We start from the raw sequence: 17313 nt of genomic DNA on the forward strand, positions 1-17313 counted from the left end.
CCCATCTGACGACGGAGACGACCATGCTGACCCTCGCCGCCGCCCTGCTGCTCTCACCGGTTTCGACGCCGGTCGAGCTGCCATCCGGCCCCGCGCCGCTGCACGGAACCCTGCTGTCGCCCGAAGGCCAGACGCGCGCCGCCGCCGTCATCATTCCCGGCTCGGGACCGACCGACCGCGACGGGAACAGTCCGCAATTCGGCATTCAGGCGGCGACCTATCGCCTGCTGGCCGAAGGATTGGCCGAGCGCGGCGTCGCCGCCGTTCGCATCGACAAACGCGGCATCGGCGAGAGCGCCGCCGCAGGCGCCTCCGAAGCCGACCTGCGCTTTTCAGCCTATGCCGAGGACGCCCGCGCCTGGGCGGCCGAGACGGCGACGAAAACGGGCCGCCCCTGCGCCTGGCTGATCGGCCATAGCGAGGGCGCGCTGGTCGCCCTGGCCGCTGTCGCCGCCAAACCCGACGGAGAGGGCGACGACAAGGTCTGCGGCCTGGTGCTGCTGTCCGGCGCCGGGCGTCCGGCGGGCGTCGTGCTGCGCGAACAACTGGCCGCCCTGCCTGAACCGCTGAAGACCGAGGCCTACGCCGCCGTCGAGGCGTTGGAAGCGGGCCGCACGGTCGCCAATCCGCCTGCATCGCTGGCGGCGCTGTTCCGGCCGTCGGTCCAGCCTTACCTCATCTCCTGGCTGGCGCTGGATCCGGCGAAGCTGGCGGCCGCCTACGACGGCCCGCTCTTTATCGGTCAGGGCACGACGGACATTCAGGTGACGCTCGCCGACGCCGAAGCGCTGAAAGCCGCCCAGCCGCGCGCCGAACTGGCGATCTGGGACGGCGTGAACCACGTCCTGAAGGTCGCGCCCGTCGAACGCGCCGCCAATATCGCGACCTATATGGACCCCGCCCTGCCGCTGGCGCCCGGCGTGGTCGAGGCGGTGGCGGATTTCATGCTGAAATAGATCATCCAGACACCACGCCTCTCCCTCCCCTTCATGGGGAGGGTGGTCGACGCGAAGCGGCGAGCGGGTGGGGAGGGCTAGATGATCCCGGCCTCGGCGCTTGATCGCCCAAGCCGCCCCCACCCCCCCCCGCCCTGTCGGGCTCAGCCACCCTCCCCATGAAGGGGAGGGAGAAGGAAAGCGGTCAGTCGTCCAGTTCCGCCCGCGCCTGTTCGGCCAGATCGAAGAAGCGGCGGCGGACTTCGGCGGCGAAGGGGTTGTCGTGTTCGATGGCGCGGAAAACCGCAGCGCTGTCGTGGCGGACCATGTCGACGCCCTGCATGACCCGCTCGAAACTGGTGGTGGTCATCCGCGTCGGCAGCGGCTCCATCGCCAGCAGCACCTTGGCGATCAGATGGGTCAGACCCTGCACCGTCGCCGCCTCCCGGTCGTGATCCTCGGGGCTGACCACGAAGACCTTCAACGCCAGCGCACGACGACAGAAGGCGGCGACGCGCCACGCCGCCTTGTCGCCGCGCACCGGACAGACGGCGATGCGCAGACCGACGATGCCGTCCTTGCCGCTCTGGGGACCGAACAGGGGGTGGGCGCCGACGATGTCCACGCCTTGCGGCAGACCCTCAAGCATGACCTTTGCAGGCTTTACCTTCACCGACCCCACGTCGAGGATCAGGGCGCCCGGCGTCACGGATGGCGCGATCGCCGCGACCGTCTCGGCCAGAACCCCGACCGGCACGGCCAGCACCACCACCGGACAGGCGGCGGCCTCTTCCAGCGTCGTCAGCCGCGCCAGCCCATCGCCGTCGCTCGCCGCCGGATCATGGGCGACAAGGTCGAACCACGGCGCCAGATGCTTGGCCGTCAGCCGCCCGAAGGCGCCGAAGCCGATCAAGCCGAGTTGGGGCTTGGCGCCGCTCACCCCGCCAGCGTCTCCTGGAACCGCACCGGGCGGCCGTGGGCCTGACCGATCAGTTCGCCGTCCTTCATCACCACGCGGCCGCGCACGATGGTGGCGACCGGCCAGCCCGTCGCCTCGAAGCCGTCGAAGGGCGTCCAGCCGCAGCGCGTGGCCTGCTGGTCGTGCGTGATGGTCTTCTTCGCCTTCAGGTCGACGATGGTCAGGTCGGCGTCATAGCTGACGGCCATGCGGCCCTTGTTGGCCGTCCCGAACACCCGCTGCGCCCCGCCCGAGGTCAGGTCGATGAAGCGCTCCAGCGACAGGCGGCCCTCGGCCACATGGGTCAGCATCAGCGGCACCAGGGTCTGCACCCCCGGCATGCCCGAGGGCGAGGCCGGATAGGGCTTGGACTTTTCTTCCTTCGTGTGCGGCGCGTGGTCCGAGCCCAGCACATCGGCCACGCCCTGCTGCATCCCCCACAGCCACAGGGCGTCGACGTGCTCCTGCGACCGGATCGGCGGGTTCATCTGGGCGTAGGCGCCGAGGCGCTGATAGGCCTCTGGCGCGACCAGGGTCAGGTGCTGGGGCGTGATCTCGACGGTGGCGACGTCCTTGTGGAAGCGCAGGAACTCCATCTCATCCTTAGTCGTCACGTGCAGGACGTGGATGCGGGCGCCGGTCTCTTTCGCCAGCCCGACCAGACGGCGCGTGGACATGATGGCGCTCTCGGCGTCGCGGACTTCCGGGTGGCTGGTCCAGTCGCCGGTGCGGGCCAGGTTGCGGCGCTCGACTAGGCGGTATTCGTCCTCGGAGTGGAAGGTGGCGCGACGGCGCACGTTCGACAGAACCTTGCGCACCCCCTCGTCGTCGGCGATCAGCAGGTCGCCGGTCGAGGCGCCCATGAAGACCTTGACCCCGCAGCAACCCGGCAGGCGCTCCAGATCGGCCAGATGGTCGGCGTTCTCATGCGTGCCGCCGATGTAGAAGGCGTGGTCCGTCCACATCCGGTCGCGCGCCCGCGCCAGCTTGTCGGCCATGGTGTCGGGATCGGTGGTGTTGGGATTGGTGTTCGGCATCTCGAACACGGCGACGACGCCGCCCAGGGCCGCCGCGCGGCTGCCGGTCTCCAAGTCTTCCTTCCATTCCAGACCCGGCTCGCGGAAGTGGACCTGGGTGTCGATGACGCCCGGCAGCACGGTCAGGCCCGTCGCGTCGAACACCTCTCCGGCCGAGGCCTGCGACAGATCGCCGATGAAGGCGATACGGCCGTCGATGACGCCGACGTCCGCCTTGCCCCGCCCGGCGTGGTTGGCTACCTCGCCGCCCCGAACGATCAGGTCATAGGTCTGGGTCATCGCGCGCATCTCCTGAAGTTCCGGCGCTTATGCGCGCCGAAGGCTTGGAGACGCAAGCCGAGGGGGTCAGGCCGCCCGTTCCGCCAGCAGCCTTTTCGCCGCCTTCAACACGCGCTCATAGGGCAGGTCCATCATGTGCTGGATGTGCTGGTTCAGGCGCGGGTCTAGTTCGCGGAACTCTTGCAGGCTGCGCGGGCCGCGCACGGCGACGCCCGTCCACGGGCGCTTCAACGTCTCGTCCGAGGGGCCGAAGACCGCCACCGCCGGCACGCCTGCCGCCACGGCCAGCTGCGTCCACAGGGAGTCGCCGCCCAGATAGAGGTCCGCGTGCGACAAGGCCGCGGCCGTCTGCAGACGCGTCAACCGCCCCTGAAGCTCGATCACCCGGTCGCGTTTGACGGCCGAGCGGATGGTCTGGGCCGCATCGCGGTCCGCCTCCTCGCCCACGATCATCAGCCGCCCGCCCGCCAGCGGCCCGCCCTCGCCCAGCAGGGAGATGGCGATCTTGGCGTAACGATCGGCGGGCCAGCGCTTGCCGATCCAGTCGGCGCCCGGCCCGATGGCCAGAATAGGCCCGTCGCCTGCCGGGATCAGGGCGTCGGCGGCTTCCTGTGTGTCCCGCTCGATGAAAAGTTTCGGGGCCGGAATCTCGTCCAGTTGCAGGGTCCGCGCCGCCTGTTCGACCAGGTGCACGCCCGGCAGGGTCTTGCCCCGCACCGCGCGCCGCTGGCGCCGCAGCTTGCCTGACAGGGTCGAGCCGCGCATGTCGACCACCAGACCCCAGTTCGTCTCGCGCACCTGGTTCCACAGGGCGATCCAGTCCCAGCGCCCGTCGCGATCCAGCGTGATCAGCCGCTGAAGACGCGGCAGATCGGCGAACAGCGGCGCGCTGGCCGGAGAGCCGACGACGGTGAAGGTCGCCTGCGGGATCGCCTCGACCAGCTGGGCCAGCGCCCCGGACGACAGGACCGCCTCTTCGGCGTCCGCCTCGGCGATATAGAGGATCGGAAAACGACCATGCATGATGTCAACCTATCCGGATTCTCAAGGCGATTCAGCGGCGAAACTGAAACAGGACCGGAAACCGGGCTTCATCGCGCCAGCGCCCGTCGCGCCGGGTCGAACGGAAGAACTTCTCTGATTGAAATCAGCGTCTTGAACGCGCGCACGCGGGCGTCGTCGTTCAGCATTTCACGCGTGAAGACTTCATAGGCCTCCATCGTCGGCACCACGACATAGAGGATCAGGTCAGTGTCGCCGGTCACATACCAGGCCGCCTGCACCTCAGGGCGAGCGGTCAGCTTGTCGATCAGCGCGTCCAGAACCGCCGTGCCCTCGCGTTCCATCTCGACCAGGACGTGCATGGTCAGGACGCGCGCCAGCCGAGCCGGATCGACCACCGCGACATCGGCAATGATGATCCCTTCGTCTCGCAGCCGCCGCAACCGCCGCGACACCGCCGATTCCGACAGGCCGACCTTGTCCGCCAGCACGCGCGCTGGCTGGAGATTGTCGCGGCGCACCAGGGCCAGCAGGCGACGGTCAAAGGAATCGAGGTCGGCGTTTTCTTGCATAGGGACTGACAATACGCGTTTTTCTTGCAGCATGGCAGGCGAAATCGCCAAGAAAAACGAGCGGCTTTTCGATAGATTGCCGGCCATGTCCTCCCCGGTCCTCGTCCTTCGCCATCCGCGCCTCTCAGCGGTCCTGCCCTATCTCGCTCTGATCGGCGGCATGGTGTCGCTTTCGGCCGGCACCTCCTTCGCCAAGACGCTTTATCCCATGGTGGGACCGGCCGGGACGGCGGGCCTGCGCGTCGGGCTGTCGGCCATCGTCCTGCTGGCGGTTTTTCGTCCCTGGCGCAGCGCCTTCACCACCAGCGACCTGCGCGCCCTGGCGGTCTACGGCGTGGTGATGGGGCTGATGAACCTCAGCTTCTACATGGCGCTGAACACCATTCCGCTGGGGGTGGCCCTGGCGATCGAGTTCATGGGGCCGCTGTCGGTCGCCCTGTTCAACTCGCGGCGGCTGATCCATTTCGTCTGGGTCGGACTGGCGGTGCTGGGTCTGGTTCTGCTGCTGCCGCTGGATGGAAACGTGTCGGGGCTTGATCCGGTCGGCTGCGCCTATGCGGCGGCGGCGGCGGTGTTCTGGGCGGGCTATATCGTCTTCGGCAAACGGGTCAGCCATCTGCCCAGCGGCTCGACCGTCGCCATCGGCATGACCTTCGCCGCCATGACCGTGGTGCCCTTCGGCGTCGCCGGTGCGGGCATGAGCCTTCTGGACCCGAAGATCCTCGCGCTAGGCCTAGTGGTGGCCTTGGTGTCCAGCGCCCTGCCCTACACCCTGGACATGGTCGCCCTGCGCCATATCCCCAAGCGCACCTTCGGCGTGGCGGTCAGCGGCGATCCGGCCATTGGCGCCCTGGCGGGCCTGTTCGTGCTGGGCGAGCACCTCACCAGCCAGCAGTGGCTGGCCATCGCCGCCATCATCGCCGCCTCGGTCGGCGCCGTGCTGACCTCGCCGTCAGACGAACAGCCGTTGCAGGATCCGGCCGCCCCGGCCTGATCTCAACGCCTAGAACTCGGTCCATTCTTCGGCGGCCGGGCCGTTGACGACCGCACGCAGACGGGCGCGCTGCGCCTCCAGCACGGGCGGCGGGCCGCCATAGGTCTTCAACGCGCGCACCGCGCCGCCTTCGGCTCCCGTGCGGAACCGCCCGACCAGTTCGGCCAGATGCTCGGCTTCAGTCTTCAGATTGGCGGCGGCGGCCGTCGTCTGCTCGACCATGGCGGCGTTCTGTTGCGTGACCTGATCCATCTGGTTCACCGCCTGATTGACCTGGCCCAGACCCGAGGCCTGTTCCTGGGCCGAGGCGGCGATTTCGGCGACCAGCCCGTCCATCTCATTGACCTGTTCGGCGATGGTCCCCAGCGCGCGACCCGTCTCGGCGACCAGTTCGACGCCCTGCGCCACCTCGGCGCCTGAAACAGAGATCAGAGCCTTGATTTCCTTGGCGGCCTCAGCCGACCGCTGGGCCAGCGCCCGCACCTCGGACGCCACCACGGCGAACCCGCGCCCGCTGTCGCCCGCCCGCGCCGCCTCGACCCCCGCATTCAACGCCAGGAGGTTGGTCTGGAAGGCGATCTCGTCGATCACTCCGACGATGTCGCTGATCTCGGATGAGCGACGGCTGATGCCGTCCATAGCCGCCACCGCCCGCCCCATGATCTCGCCCGAGCGACCGGCTTCGGCATGGGCTTTGGCGGCGACGGAGGCCGCCTGCCGGGCGCCCTCGGCGCTGCGCTGGACAGTGGCGGTGATCTGGTCCAGCGCCGCCGCTGTCTCTTCCAGACTGGCCGCCTGTTGTTCGGTGCGTCGCGACAGGTCGTCAGATGCCTGACTGATCTCGTCCGAGCCGCCCCGCAGGGTCGTCACCGCCGAAAGGACCTTTTCAAGCGCAGTCCTGAGACTGGACACAGCGCCGTTGAAGTCAGCCTTCACCGCCTGATGGGCGCCGTCCATATCCTGTTCGATAGCGGCCATCAGATCGCCATCCGACAGGCGGGACAGTTGTTCCGCCAGGGCGCTGACCAGTCTGGCCTGCGCCGCCTCGGCCGCCAGACGCTCCTGCTCGGCCCGCTGGGCGGCCTGTTCAGCCTTGGTGATGTCGACAGCCAGCTTGACCACCTTCAGCGGCCGCCCCGCCTCGTCCAACACGGGATTATAGGAGGCTTCCAGCCAGACCTCGCGCCCGCCCTTGGCGATGCGGCGGAATTTGCGGGCGACGAAGCGCCCCTCGTTCAACTCTCGCCAGAACGCCAGATAGTCGGCCGACGCCGCCTCGGCCGGATCCATGAACATCCGGTGATGCTGTCCCCGGATTTCGTCCATGCCGTAGCCCATGGTCTGGAGCAGGTTTTCGTTGGCGTCCCGGATCGTGCCGTCAAGGTCGAACTCGATCACCGCCTGGGACCGCCCGATGGCCGCCATCCGACGATCCAGTTCCCCAAGCCGCTCAATATCCGCAGCCAGTTTTTGTCGACGACCTGCATTGAACATCCGAACCGCCCCCCTTCAGAATAACGGCGATGGACTGGATAAGCCTGTGGATAACAGAGGCGCTTGAAAGGTTTCATCTTCGTTACTTGCAATCAGAAGTTGAATGGTCAGTCTAAGCTTCATTGACCATTAACCATGATGCAGCACCATGACTGGGAACGGTCGCGCGGCTCGCGGCCTGGGGGCCCTCCTTGCGTAATCTTGTCGCCGCCGTCGAAGCGATCGACCCGCTGGTCGTCACCGGCAAGGTGGCGGGCGTCAGCGGCCTGCTGATCGAGTCGCGTGGCGGCCTGTCGCGTCTGGCCGTCGGCGCCCGCGCCGAGATCGAGCGGCGCGGCCAGCCGCCCCTGCCCGCCGAGGTCGTCGGCTTTCGCGAGGCCAAAGCCCTGCTGATGCCCTTCGGCCCCGTCGAGGGGGTGGCGCCGGGCGCCGACATCCGCATCATCAACGCCGCCGCCAGCGTGCGCCCGACGACGGCATGGCTGGGCCGGATCATCGATTCCTTCGGCGAGCCGATCGACGGCGCGGGGCCGCTGACGCCGGGCCTCGTTCCCTACCCCCTGCGCGCCGCACCGCCGCCCGCCCATTCGCGCGGTCGGGTGGGCGAGCGGCTGGATCTGGGCGTGCGGGCGATGGACGTCTTCACCACCACCAGCCGGGGCCAGCGTCTGGGCATCTTCGCCGGTTCGGGCGTGGGCAAGTCGGTGCTGCTGTCCATGCTGGCGCGACAGGCGACCTGCGACGTCGTCGTCGTCGGCCTGATCGGCGAGCGGGGCCGCGAGGTGCGCGAATTCATCGAGGAGACTCTGGGCGAAGAAGGCCTGAAACGCGCCGTCGTCGTAGTCGCCACCAGTGACGAACCGGCGCTGAAACGGCGTCAGGCCGCCTATATGACCATGGCCGTGGCCGAGTTCTTCCGCGATCAGGGTCTGGAGGTGCTGTGCCTGATGGACAGCGTCACCCGCTTCGCCATGGCCCAGCGTGAGATCGGCCTCGCGGCGGGCGAACCGCCGACGACCAAGGGCTACACCCCCACCGTCTTCACCGAACTGCCCAAGCTGCTGGAGCGCGCCGGGCCGGGGCCGATCCGGCCGGACGGAACCGAGGCGGGGCCGATCACCGCCCTGTTCACCGTGCTGGTGGACGGGGGCGATCATGACGAGCCGATCGCCGACGCCGTGCGCGGCATTCTGGACGGCCACATCGTCATGGATCGCAAGATCGCCGAGCGCGGCCGCTTCCCCGCCATCGACGTGCTGAAGTCCGTCAGCCGCACCATGCCCGGCAACCAGTCCCCGCCCGAGCGCGAACTGAACCGCCGCGCGCGCCAGTGCCTGAGCGCCTATTCCAACATGGAAGAGCTGATCCGCATCGGCGCCTATCGCACCGGCGCCGACCCCATCGTCGACCGCGCCATCGCCCTGAACCCCTCCCTGGAAGACTTCTTGACCCAGGACAAGGACGACGTGACGCGCCTGAACGACAGTTTCGACAGACTTGAAACCATCCTGAACCAGGGCATGGTGGACCAATGATCGCGGGAGACGACGCATGACGGCCTGGGCCCAATCCCTGATCCGCATCTCCAACTATGAGGTCGAGACGCTGCAGAAGCGTCTGGCTGAGATCACCGCTCGCAAGGCCGAGGCCGAGATGCGCGTCGCCGTGCTGGACGCAGAGGCCGAAATCGAGCGCGAGAACGCCCGGCTCGACCCGGCTTCGGGCATGATGCTGCAGGCCTATCTCAACGGCTGGAGACAGCGCCGCGCCGACGCCGAGGCCGAGATCGCCGCCGTCTCCGTTGAGGAGGAAGGCGCTCGCGACGCCCTGACCGGCGCCTTTGAAGAACTGAAGAAGTTCGAGCACGTCGCCGAGACCACCCGGCTGAACAAGCTGATGGCCGCCGCCAAGCGCGAGGCCGCCGCCTATGACGAAATGGGCCTGCGTCGCCGTGGCTGAATGCAGCAGCGGCGCCTCTCCCTCCCCTTCATGGGGAGGGTGGCTGAGGCCGTCAGGCCGAAGCCGGGTGGGGGCGACGTGGCTATTCAAGCGCCGAGGCCAGGATCACCAGGCCCTCCCCACCCGGTCGCTTCGCGACCACCCTCCCCATGAAGGGGAGGGAGAAGCGCTGTGATCGACCGTCGTGTCCTGCTGGCCTCAACCCTCGCGCTCGCGTCGTGCGGTGCGGGCGAGGCGCCCGAAGCGGCGCCTGCCGGTCCTATCCGCCCGCTGAAGTCCGTCGCCCCCTTCCCCGTCGGCACGGTCGCCATGTCTGGCCAGCTGTCGGATCAGGACTGGTTCCGCCTCGTCTCCACCCACTTCTCCCAGCTCACGCCCGAGTGGGAGATGAAGATGGAGTACATCCTGCAAAAGGACGGCTCCCTGCGTTTCGACGCCCCGGACCGCATCGCCTATTTCGCGCGCGATCTGGACATCCGCCTCTTCGGCCACGCCCTGATCTGGTATGCGCAGGAGCATCCTTGGTTCACCGCCATCGTCGATGACCGCCCACGTTTCATCGCCGAACACGACCGCTATATCGCCGAGGTGGCCGGGCGCTGGCGCAGCCAGATCGTCGGTTGGGACGTGGTCAACGAGCCGGTCGAGGATGACGGCAGCGGCTATCGCGACTGCGTCTGGAGCCGGGGTCTGGGCGGGATCGACGCCTATATCATCCGCGCCTTCGAACAGGCCCGCATCGCCGCGCCCGAGGCGACCCTGTTTCTGAACGACTACAACCTGGAGAATACGCCCAAGAAAGGCGCGGCCTTCCTGCGTCTGGTCGAACGGCTTCTGAAGGCGGGCGCCCCGGTGCAGGGCATCGGCATCCAGTCCCACCTCGATATCGAAATCCCCGGCGGCCAGATCGCCGCCTTCATGAACGAAGCGCGCCAGTTCGGCCTGCCTATCCATGTCTCCGAACTGGACGCCACATTAAAGCGCGGCGGCCGGATGCCCGACCTGCGCCCCCGCGCCCAGCGCCGCGAGCAGCAGAGCGCGCGCGTGACCGAACTGGCCGAGGCCTTCATGGACCTGCCTACCGCCCAGCGCTTCGCCTTCACCGTCTGGGGCGTGCGCGACAGCGACTCCTGGCTGCGCCGCGGCAAGAACGACGACGGCCAGGACAGCCCCCTGCTGTTCAATGACGCAGGCAGGCCCAATCCGATGTTCGGCGTGCTGACGGAAGCGTTTGCGCAATAATCCTTCTCCCCTTGTGGGAGAAGGTGGCAGGCGGAGCCTGACGGATGAGGGGTGTGCGCGCCCCGAGCTGAAGGATTGTCGCCACCGCTTGATCTCAGAACGTCAGAAGACGCGCCGACACCCCTCATCCGAGCGCCTCCGGCGCCCACCTTCTCCCACAAGAGGAGAAGGACATAAAAAAACGCCCGCCGAGTTCATCGGCGGGCGTTTCTGGATCGTTCCTGAGTGGAGGCTCAGGCGGGATCTGTTCAGGCGGCGACGGTCGCAGCGCCTTCGGCCGGGTCGCGCAGGACGTAGCCGCGGCCCCAGACGGTTTCGATGTAGTGCTTGCCGCCGGCGGCCGTCGCCAGCTTTTTGCGCAGCTTGCAGATGAAGACGTCGATGATCTTCAGCTCCGGCTCGTCCATGCCGCCGTACAGGTGGTTCAGGAACATCTCCTTGGTCAGGGTCGTGCCCTTACGCAGGGAGAGCAGCTCCAGCATCTGATATTCCTTGCCGGTCAGGTGCACGCGGTGGCCGTTCACCTCGACGGTCTTGGCGTCCAGGTTCACCGCGATCTCGCCGGTGTGGATGATGGCCTGGGCGTGGCCCTTGGACCGGCGGACCACGGCGTGGGTGCGTGCGATCAGCTCGTCCTTGTGGAAGGGCTTGGTCAGATAGTCGTCGGCGCCGCCGCCGAAGGTCTTGACCTTGGTGTCGATCTCATGGCTGCCCGAGAGGATCATCACCGGGGTGTTGATCTTGCCGTTGCGCAGCTGGCGCAGAACCTCAAGCCCGCTCATGTCCGGCAGGTTCAGGTCGAGCAGAATGAGGTCGTAGTCATAGATCTTGCCCAGATCGATGCCTTCCTCACCCAGGTCGGTAGTGTAGACGTTAAACCCTTCCGACTTCAGCATCAGCTCGATGCTTTGAGCCGTCGCGTGGTCGTCTTCGATCAACAGGACGCGCATTAATGCCCCTCCAGGCAAAGCTAGGGATGACCGCACGTGAGATACGGCCGGGTAACCTTGTTCCAACGTTAACGGGCCAAAACCTTAAGAAGGGTTAACGGATCCCGATATGGAACGCGTAGGGTGATTTGCGAATCGCCGTCCAGAGTCCCGAGTCAAGGATTCGTTAATTTATTTACGGCGGGCGCCGCATTCCCCTGTTGACCTTTAGCGCGTCTTCCACAGGGGGCGTGCACAACCGCCCCCGCCGATGCCCGGCCCCGCCTGGGGAAACGACCGCTTCTGACGCCTCATAGGATAACATTCCTAACGCAGCCGCCGCACGCACTCATAATGGCGGCATCCACAAGAATGACGGGAGGAAGCGCAGATCATGGAACCCTATCGCGTGCCGGTGACGGAGGGCGACCGTATCCGGGCGGACGCCGCCCTGTCGCTGTCAGGTCTGGCCCTGGGCGTGCCGGTCGCGGAAATGACGCGGCGCGAGCGGGTGCGGCCCCGGGCCTGCCGGGCGCGCTGGTCGGCCATGTACCTGGCGCACGTCTCCTTCGGCTGGCCGCTGGAGCGGGTGGCCCACGCCTTCGGCCTGAACCGGGCGACGGCGGGCGCGGCCTGCCGCTGGGCCGAGGATGAACGCGACCGGCCCGACTATGACGCGCTGATGGATGGGCTGGAGGGGTCGCTGCGGGCGGTGATGGAGTTGCCGCTGGTCGATCTGGCGCCCGAAACCGGAGGCCGCCGATGAGCCGTCAACTGGAACGCGCGCGCAGCCTGCTGCAACGGCCCGGCGCTTGGCTGGACCAGGCGAACGGCGCCTATCCCTTGCGTCTCGGCGGCGACCGGCGCAGCCGGGTGGTGCTGACCCTGGACGAGGCCGCCTTCCGCGCCGTGATCGAACGGCCTGGACTGCGGCTGCGCGAAGGCGGCGGCTGGCTGCCCCGCGCGGCCAACGACCACGCCCCCGCCTCGCCCCCACCCGGCCGCCCCGGCGTCATCGAGGGCGAACGGGCGGTGATGGAAGCAGACGGCCGCCTGACGCTGCGCCGCGCCAATCTGGGCGAGAGCCCGATCCTGTGGCTGGCGCGACGCAAGGATCAGTCGGGCCGCCCCTGGCTGACCCCGGCCGAGGTCGCGGCGGGCGAGCGGCTGCGCGCCCAAGCCGAGATCGCCGCCGCCGGTCCCACCATGACCATGCGCTGGGACGGCCTGCCCCGCAGCGGCTCCGGCGGCGGCGCGGGACGGGTCGAGCCCAGCGACCGCGCCATCTCCGCCTCGGCTCGGGTGCAGGCGGCGCTGGAGGCCTGCGGCCCGCGCCTTCGCGCCATGGTCGAACAGGTCTGCATCCACGGCACGTCGCTGCAACTGGCCGAACAGGCGCTGTCCTTACGCCGCCGTCAGGGCAAGACCCTGCTCAAACAGGGGCTGCAGGCGCTGGCGGAGCATTACGGCATCGGTTGATCCGGCCGAACTGCGGCATTTCGGCATGCAATCAGCGATTGTCGATCCATCATTGCTTAAGCATGGATGCTCTACCCAGAGGCGATCCTTTCGGTCGCCGCGAGCAGAATTCCCATGACATTCTTCCGTCCAGCCGCACATGTTCTGGGCTTGCTTCTGGCCCTGTCGGGCGGCGCCTCCGCCTTTGCCCAACCCAGCGCGGGCGAGCTGTGGCGCGTCACGGTCAGCCCCTATGTCTGGGCCACCTCGCTGGATGGGAACGTCAGGCTGGCCGGGCACAAGGCGCCGGTCGACGTCTCCGCCTCGGACGCCTTCGACCAGTTGGAAAGCGTCGTCATGGGCGACATCGAGGTGCGTCGCGGCCGCTGGGCGGGCGTCATCGACTATCAATATGCCAGGACCAATGAGGGCGTGTCCCTGATGGGCGTCCCGGCCGAGCTGGGCACCCGATCGACCACGGTTTCGGCAGGCGTCCTCTATCGTCTCGTGGACGATCCGCTGGGCGGCCGCACCGCCTTCGGCGACGCGCGCAGCCTGCGCGTCGAGCCGCTGGTCGGCGCCCGCTGGAGCAAGCTGCGGGCCGATCTGAACACGCCGCTGGGCGCCACTCAGAAGGGCGCCGAGTGGACCGACCTGCTGCTGGGCCTGCGGGTCGAGGGCGATGTGTCCGAACACTGGACCCTGCGCGCCCAAGCCGAGGCTGGGGGCTTGGGCGACGACGATCGCCACAGCCTGTCGTGGCAGGCGCTGGCCTCCTATCGCACCCCGCTGGCGGGGGGCGCGGTCTCGATCAACGCCGGCTATCGCCTGCTGCATCAGAACTATGAGCAGGATGACTTCACCGGCCAGCGCTTCGACTGGAAGGTGACGCGCCACGGCCCGGTGCTGGGCCTGTCGCTGACCTACTGACCCTTCCCTCACGACCCCTCACTCCCAAGGAGACGACATGCGTAACGGAATGAAGAAGGGCGTCGCCGCCCTGGCCGCCGCCTTCATGATGGCCGTTCCGGCGGCCGAGGCGTGCACGCGCCTTGTCTACCACGGCCACGACGGCGCGGTGATCACGGCCCGGTCGATGGACTGGAAGGACGAGATCATGACCAACCTGTGGATCTTTCCGCGCGGCATGGCGCGGGACGGGTCCGGCGGTCCCAACTCCCTGACCTGGACGTCCAAATACGGCAGCGTCATCGCCAGCGGCTATGACATCTCGACCGTCGACGGCGTGAACGAAATGGGTCTGGTCGCCAACGTCCTGTGGCTGGTCGAGTCGCAATACCCGACCTACGACCCGAACAAGCCCGCCCTCAGCATCGCCGCCTGGGCGCAGTATGCGCTGGACAACTACGCCACCGTGGCTGAGGCCGTCGAAGGCCTGCGCGACGAGCCCTTCGTTCTGATCAGCGACAATGTGCCGGGTCAGGAGCGGCTGACCACCCTGCACCTGTCCCTGTCGGACAGCAGCGGCGACAGCGCCATCTTCGAATACATCGACGGCAAGCTGGTCGTGCACCACAGCCGCGACTACCAGGTGATGACCAACTCGCCGACCTTCGATCAGCAGCTGGCGCTGAACACCTATTGGCAGGGCATCGGCGGCACGGTCATGCTGCCGGGCACCAACCGGGCCGCCGACCGCTATGCACGCGCCTCCTTCTACGCCAACGCCATTCCCAAGTTCGAAGACCAGAACATGGCCGTGGCCAGCGTGTTCAGCGTAATCCGCAACGTCTCGGTGCCGTTCGGCATCTCGACCCCGGACCAGCCGAACATCTCCTCGACCCGCTGGCGGACCGTCGTGGATCACAAGCGCAAGCTGTACTTCTTCGAGTCGGCCCTGACGCCGAACACCTTCTGGGTGGACCTGAAGAAGATCGACTTCTCTGAACGCGCCCCGGTCAAACGGCTGGAGCTGGGCGAGAACCAGATCAACACCCATGCAGGCGACGCCACCGCCAAGTTCAGCAACGCGCGGGCCTTCGCCTTCCTCGGCCCGCAGCAGTAAGCCCGAACGCAGCGTCTCTCCCTCCCCTTCATGGGGAAGGAGGTCGCGCAGCGACCGGGTGGGAAGGGCCTCGCGATCGGGGCTCAGCATCTGAATAGCTTCGCCGCCCCACCCGGCCTCGCCTTACAGGCTCAGCCACCCTCCCCATGAAGGGGAGGGAAAGGCGTGACGCTCTATTCTGACGTCAACTCGCCGCCAGCGCCGCCTCGCGGATGCGGCCGACCATGCTGTTCAGGCCGTTGGCGCGCTGGCGCGTCAGGGCCGAGGGCAGGCCCAGCCGGTCCAGCGCAGCGCGGGCGTCGAACGCCAGAATCTCGTCCGGCAGACGCCCCGAATAGAGCCGCAGCAGCAGGGCGATATTGCCCTTGGACAGGGCGCTGTCGCTGTCGGCGTCGAAGAACAGCCGCCCGCCCTGCGGCCGCATCGACAGCCAGACCTGGGCGGCGCAGCCCGGCACCTTGTTCGCCTCGACCCGCGCCTCTTCGGGCAGGGGCGGCAGGTCCTTGCCCAGGTCGATGACGTATTCGATCCGCCCTTCCCAGTCGCCCAACAGGTCGAACTCTTCGACCAGTTCGGCCAGGATCTCGTCGATGGAGCGGGCGGGAGCGGCGGCGGAAGTCATGGGCGCGACATAAGCTCCTGCCGCCGTGATCACAACCGGGGCCGCGCTTCGGACGCCGCTCCCCCTACAGGCGAGCGCCCTAGGGGCTTGGAACGACGCGGCCTAGATATACAGTTGTTTTCATTCCATCCGCCTACAGCGCCCTTGAAGCCCCACACCGCCCTGCTTGATCCGATCCGCCGCCCCGAGGTGCACGACGCCGGGGACGGCGCCGCCGTGGCCGCCTGGCATGCGGGCTGGGCGGCGGCTGTCGGCGTGACGGCCCTGTTCGCCACCGGCGCAGGGACCGGCGCCGAGGCAGCTGGGACGGCGGCGCCCCTGCTGCTGGCTCTGGGGGTCATGGCCGCGCCAGGGCTGGCAGGGCTGACCCTGCTGCGTCGCGACGATGACGAGGCTCGTTCGGCCCTATTGACGCTGTGGACGCTGGCGGCGCTGGCGAGCGCAGCGCTCAGCGGCGGAGCGGGCGGCCCGCTGACGGGCTTCGTGTTCGCGCCCTTGGCGGCCGGGCTGGCGCTGGGCGGCCGTCGCCGCGTGCTGGTCGCCGCCATAGCCGCGACGGGGGCGGCGGGGGCGGGCCTGCTGTCCGGCTGGCTATTGGGCGCGCCGATGGCGGCCGCGACCACGGCGGGTGTCTCGGCCCTGATGACAGCGGGCGCGACCACGGCCGCCCTGTTCCTCGGCGCCCGCCGCGCGGCCCGCCGGATGGAGGTCGCCGAGGCCGACGTGGCCGGAGTCGAGACCTTGCTGGCCGGTCAGCCCGCCCTGACCCTGGCGCTGAACCAGGACCTGCGCGCCTTGGCCGCCTATGGCGCAGCGCCCGCCGCCCTGCCGGTCGAGCCGCTGTTCAAGGAGGGACTGCTGTCGGCCGTCGACCCTGCCGACCGCCCCGCCGTCCTGGCTGCGCTGGCCTGCGCGCGCAATCTGGGCGAGGCCCAGGTCCGCTTTACGCCGCGTCTGGCGCTGGACCGCCGCATCCTCCTGACGGCGCGGCGCATGGATGACGGCGGCTCTCGCCTGATCGTTCAGGCTCTGGACGCCACCTTGCAGTACGCCCGCGAAGCCGAACTGGACGCCGCCCGCATGGAGGCCGAGGCCCAGAGCGCCGGCAAGTCGCGCTTTCTGGCCCATATGAGCCACGAGCTGCGCACCCCGCTGAACGCCGTCATCGGCTTTTCGGACGCCATGCGGCAGGAGTTGTTCGGCCCGGTCCCGGCGCGCTACGCCGACTACGCCCGCTCGATCCACGAGGCGGGCGGCCACCTGCTGGACCTGATCAACGACGTGCTGGACGTCAGCCGCATCGAGGCCGACCGCTATGAACTGGCGCTGGAGCGTTTCGACGCGCGCGAAGCGGTGACGGCCGGACTGGCGCTGGTGCGTATTCAGGCCGAGGACAAGGGGGTGGCGCTGAACGCCGTCCTGCCGCCCGAACCGCTGATGATCCGGGCCGACCGTCGGGCGCTGAAGCAGATGACGCTGAACCTGTTGTCGAACGCGGTGAAGTTCACCCCGATGGGCGGGACGGTCACGGCCTCGGCGCAGGCGGCGGGAACCATGCTGGAACTGATCGTCGCCGACACCGGCGTCGGCATCGCCAGGGCCGATCTGGCGCGGCTGGGGCGTCCCTATGAGCAGGCGGGCGAAGCCGAACAGAAGGCGAAAGGCTCCGGGCTTGGGCTGGCCCTCGTCCGCGCCCTGGCCGAGCTGCATGGCGGGACGTTGAGCCTGGACAGCACCCTGGGCGAGGGCACGGCCGCCGCCCTGCGCCTGCCCGTGCTCGCCGAAACCTGACCCCTCAACAGAGCC

General features: G+C 68.3%; 17 protein-coding genes. 10 read left to right on the top strand and 7 right to left on the bottom strand.

Annotation, left to right across the window (positions count from 1 at the left end):
- Positions 1–23: 23 nt before the first annotated feature.
- Positions 24–956, top strand: coding sequence for an alpha/beta hydrolase (locus H556_RS0105655; protein ID WP_024353516.1), 933 nt, complete (start codon positions 24–26; stop codon positions 954–956).
- 184 nt (positions 957–1140) lie between these two features.
- Here the strand turns inward: H556_RS0105655 and H556_RS0105660 are convergent, their stop codons facing one another.
- From H556_RS0105660 to H556_RS0105675, 4 genes are all read right to left on the bottom strand, one after another.
- Positions 1141–1875: a prephenate dehydrogenase/arogenate dehydrogenase family protein gene (locus H556_RS0105660; protein WP_024353517.1), complete on the bottom strand. Its 735-nt coding sequence runs from the start codon at positions 1873–1875 to the stop codon at positions 1141–1143.
- Positions 1872–3209: a dihydroorotase gene (locus tag H556_RS0105665; protein WP_024353518.1), complete on the bottom strand. Its 1338-nt coding sequence runs from the start codon at positions 3207–3209 to the stop codon at positions 1872–1874. Before H556_RS0105665 ends, H556_RS0105660 begins: the two co-directional genes overlap by 4 nt.
- 66 nt (positions 3210–3275) lie before the next feature.
- Positions 3276–4232 carry a glycosyltransferase family 9 protein gene (locus tag H556_RS0105670; RefSeq protein ID WP_024353519.1) on the bottom strand — a complete coding sequence of 319 codons (957 nt, stop codon included), beginning with the start codon at positions 4230–4232 and terminating at the stop codon, positions 3276–3278.
- 68 nt (positions 4233–4300) lie between these two features.
- The gene (locus H556_RS0105675) at positions 4301–4783 is read right to left on the bottom strand and encodes an Lrp/AsnC family transcriptional regulator (protein WP_024353520.1); all 483 of its coding nucleotides are present in this window, start codon (positions 4781–4783) and stop codon (positions 4301–4303) included.
- An 85-nt stretch (positions 4784–4868) separates the two neighbouring features.
- Between H556_RS0105675 and H556_RS0105680 the strand changes: the two genes are divergently transcribed.
- Positions 4869–5777 carry an EamA family transporter gene (locus H556_RS0105680; protein ID WP_024353521.1) on the top strand — a complete coding sequence of 303 codons (909 nt, stop codon included), beginning with the start codon at positions 4869–4871 and terminating at the stop codon, positions 5775–5777.
- Between the two features lie 9 nt (positions 5778–5786).
- Here H556_RS0105680 and H556_RS0105685 read toward each other — a convergent pair whose 3' ends face one another.
- Positions 5787–7202, bottom strand: a complete 1416-nt coding sequence (locus tag H556_RS0105685) for a methyl-accepting chemotaxis protein (RefSeq protein ID WP_081650886.1) — start codon at positions 7200–7202, stop codon at positions 5787–5789.
- A gap of 260 nt (positions 7203–7462) precedes the next feature.
- Here H556_RS0105685 and fliI point away from each other — a divergent pair, with 260 nt between their 5' ends.
- The 3 genes from fliI (at position 7463) to H556_RS0105700 (ending at position 10472) form a co-directional block, all read left to right on the top strand.
- The gene (fliI, locus tag H556_RS0105690; RefSeq protein WP_024353523.1) at positions 7463–8806 is read left to right on the top strand and encodes a flagellar protein export ATPase FliI; all 1344 of its coding nucleotides are present in this window, start codon (positions 7463–7465) and stop codon (positions 8804–8806) included.
- A 16-nt stretch (positions 8807–8822) separates the two neighbouring features.
- On the top strand, positions 8823–9230 hold the full coding sequence (locus H556_RS0105695) for a flagellar export protein FliJ (RefSeq protein ID WP_024353524.1): 408 nt from the start codon (positions 8823–8825) through the stop codon (positions 9228–9230).
- A 171-nt stretch (positions 9231–9401) separates the two neighbouring features.
- On the top strand, positions 9402–10472 hold the full coding sequence (locus H556_RS0105700; RefSeq protein WP_024353525.1) for an endo-1,4-beta-xylanase: 1071 nt from the start codon (positions 9402–9404) through the stop codon (positions 10470–10472).
- A gap of 248 nt (positions 10473–10720) precedes the next feature.
- On the opposite strand, the gene ctrA is transcribed toward H556_RS0105700, so the two are convergent.
- Positions 10721–11422 carry a response regulator transcription factor CtrA gene (gene ctrA / locus H556_RS0105705; RefSeq protein WP_024353526.1) on the bottom strand — a complete coding sequence of 234 codons (702 nt, stop codon included), beginning with the start codon at positions 11420–11422 and terminating at the stop codon, positions 10721–10723.
- 373 nt (positions 11423–11795) lie between these two features.
- Between ctrA and H556_RS0105710 the strand changes: the two genes are divergently transcribed.
- The 4 genes from H556_RS0105710 (at position 11796) to H556_RS0105725 (ending at position 14885) form a co-directional block, all read left to right on the top strand.
- Positions 11796–12167, top strand: a complete 372-nt coding sequence (locus H556_RS0105710) for a chromosomal replication initiator protein DnaA (RefSeq protein WP_024353527.1) — start codon at positions 11796–11798, stop codon at positions 12165–12167.
- Positions 12164–12880, top strand: coding sequence for a DUF6456 domain-containing protein (locus H556_RS0105715; RefSeq protein WP_024353528.1), 717 nt, complete (start codon positions 12164–12166; stop codon positions 12878–12880). Before H556_RS0105710 ends, H556_RS0105715 begins: the two co-directional genes overlap by 4 nt.
- A 114-nt stretch (positions 12881–12994) precedes the next feature.
- Positions 12995–13789, top strand: a complete 795-nt coding sequence (locus H556_RS0105720) for a hypothetical protein (RefSeq protein WP_024353529.1) — start codon at positions 12995–12997, stop codon at positions 13787–13789.
- Positions 13790–13826: 37 nt separating this feature from the next.
- Complete coding sequence (locus H556_RS0105725; protein WP_245559423.1) at positions 13827–14885, top strand: linear amide C-N hydrolase; 1059 nt, start codon at positions 13827–13829, stop codon at positions 14883–14885.
- 184 nt (positions 14886–15069) lie between these two features.
- Here H556_RS0105725 and H556_RS0105730 read toward each other — a convergent pair whose 3' ends face one another.
- On the bottom strand, positions 15070–15507 hold the full coding sequence (locus tag H556_RS0105730; protein WP_024353531.1) for a SufE family protein: 438 nt from the start codon (positions 15505–15507) through the stop codon (positions 15070–15072).
- 144 nt (positions 15508–15651) lie between these two features.
- Between H556_RS0105730 and H556_RS0105735 the strand changes: the two genes are divergently transcribed.
- Positions 15652–17298 carry a sensor histidine kinase gene (locus tag H556_RS0105735; protein ID WP_024353532.1) on the top strand — a complete coding sequence of 549 codons (1647 nt, stop codon included), beginning with the start codon at positions 15652–15654 and terminating at the stop codon, positions 17296–17298.
- Positions 17299–17313 lie beyond the last annotated feature (15 nt).

The organism is Brevundimonas naejangsanensis DSM 23858, from assembly GCF_000421705.1.
Classification (GTDB): Bacteria; Pseudomonadota; Alphaproteobacteria; order Caulobacterales; family Caulobacteraceae; genus Brevundimonas; species Brevundimonas naejangsanensis.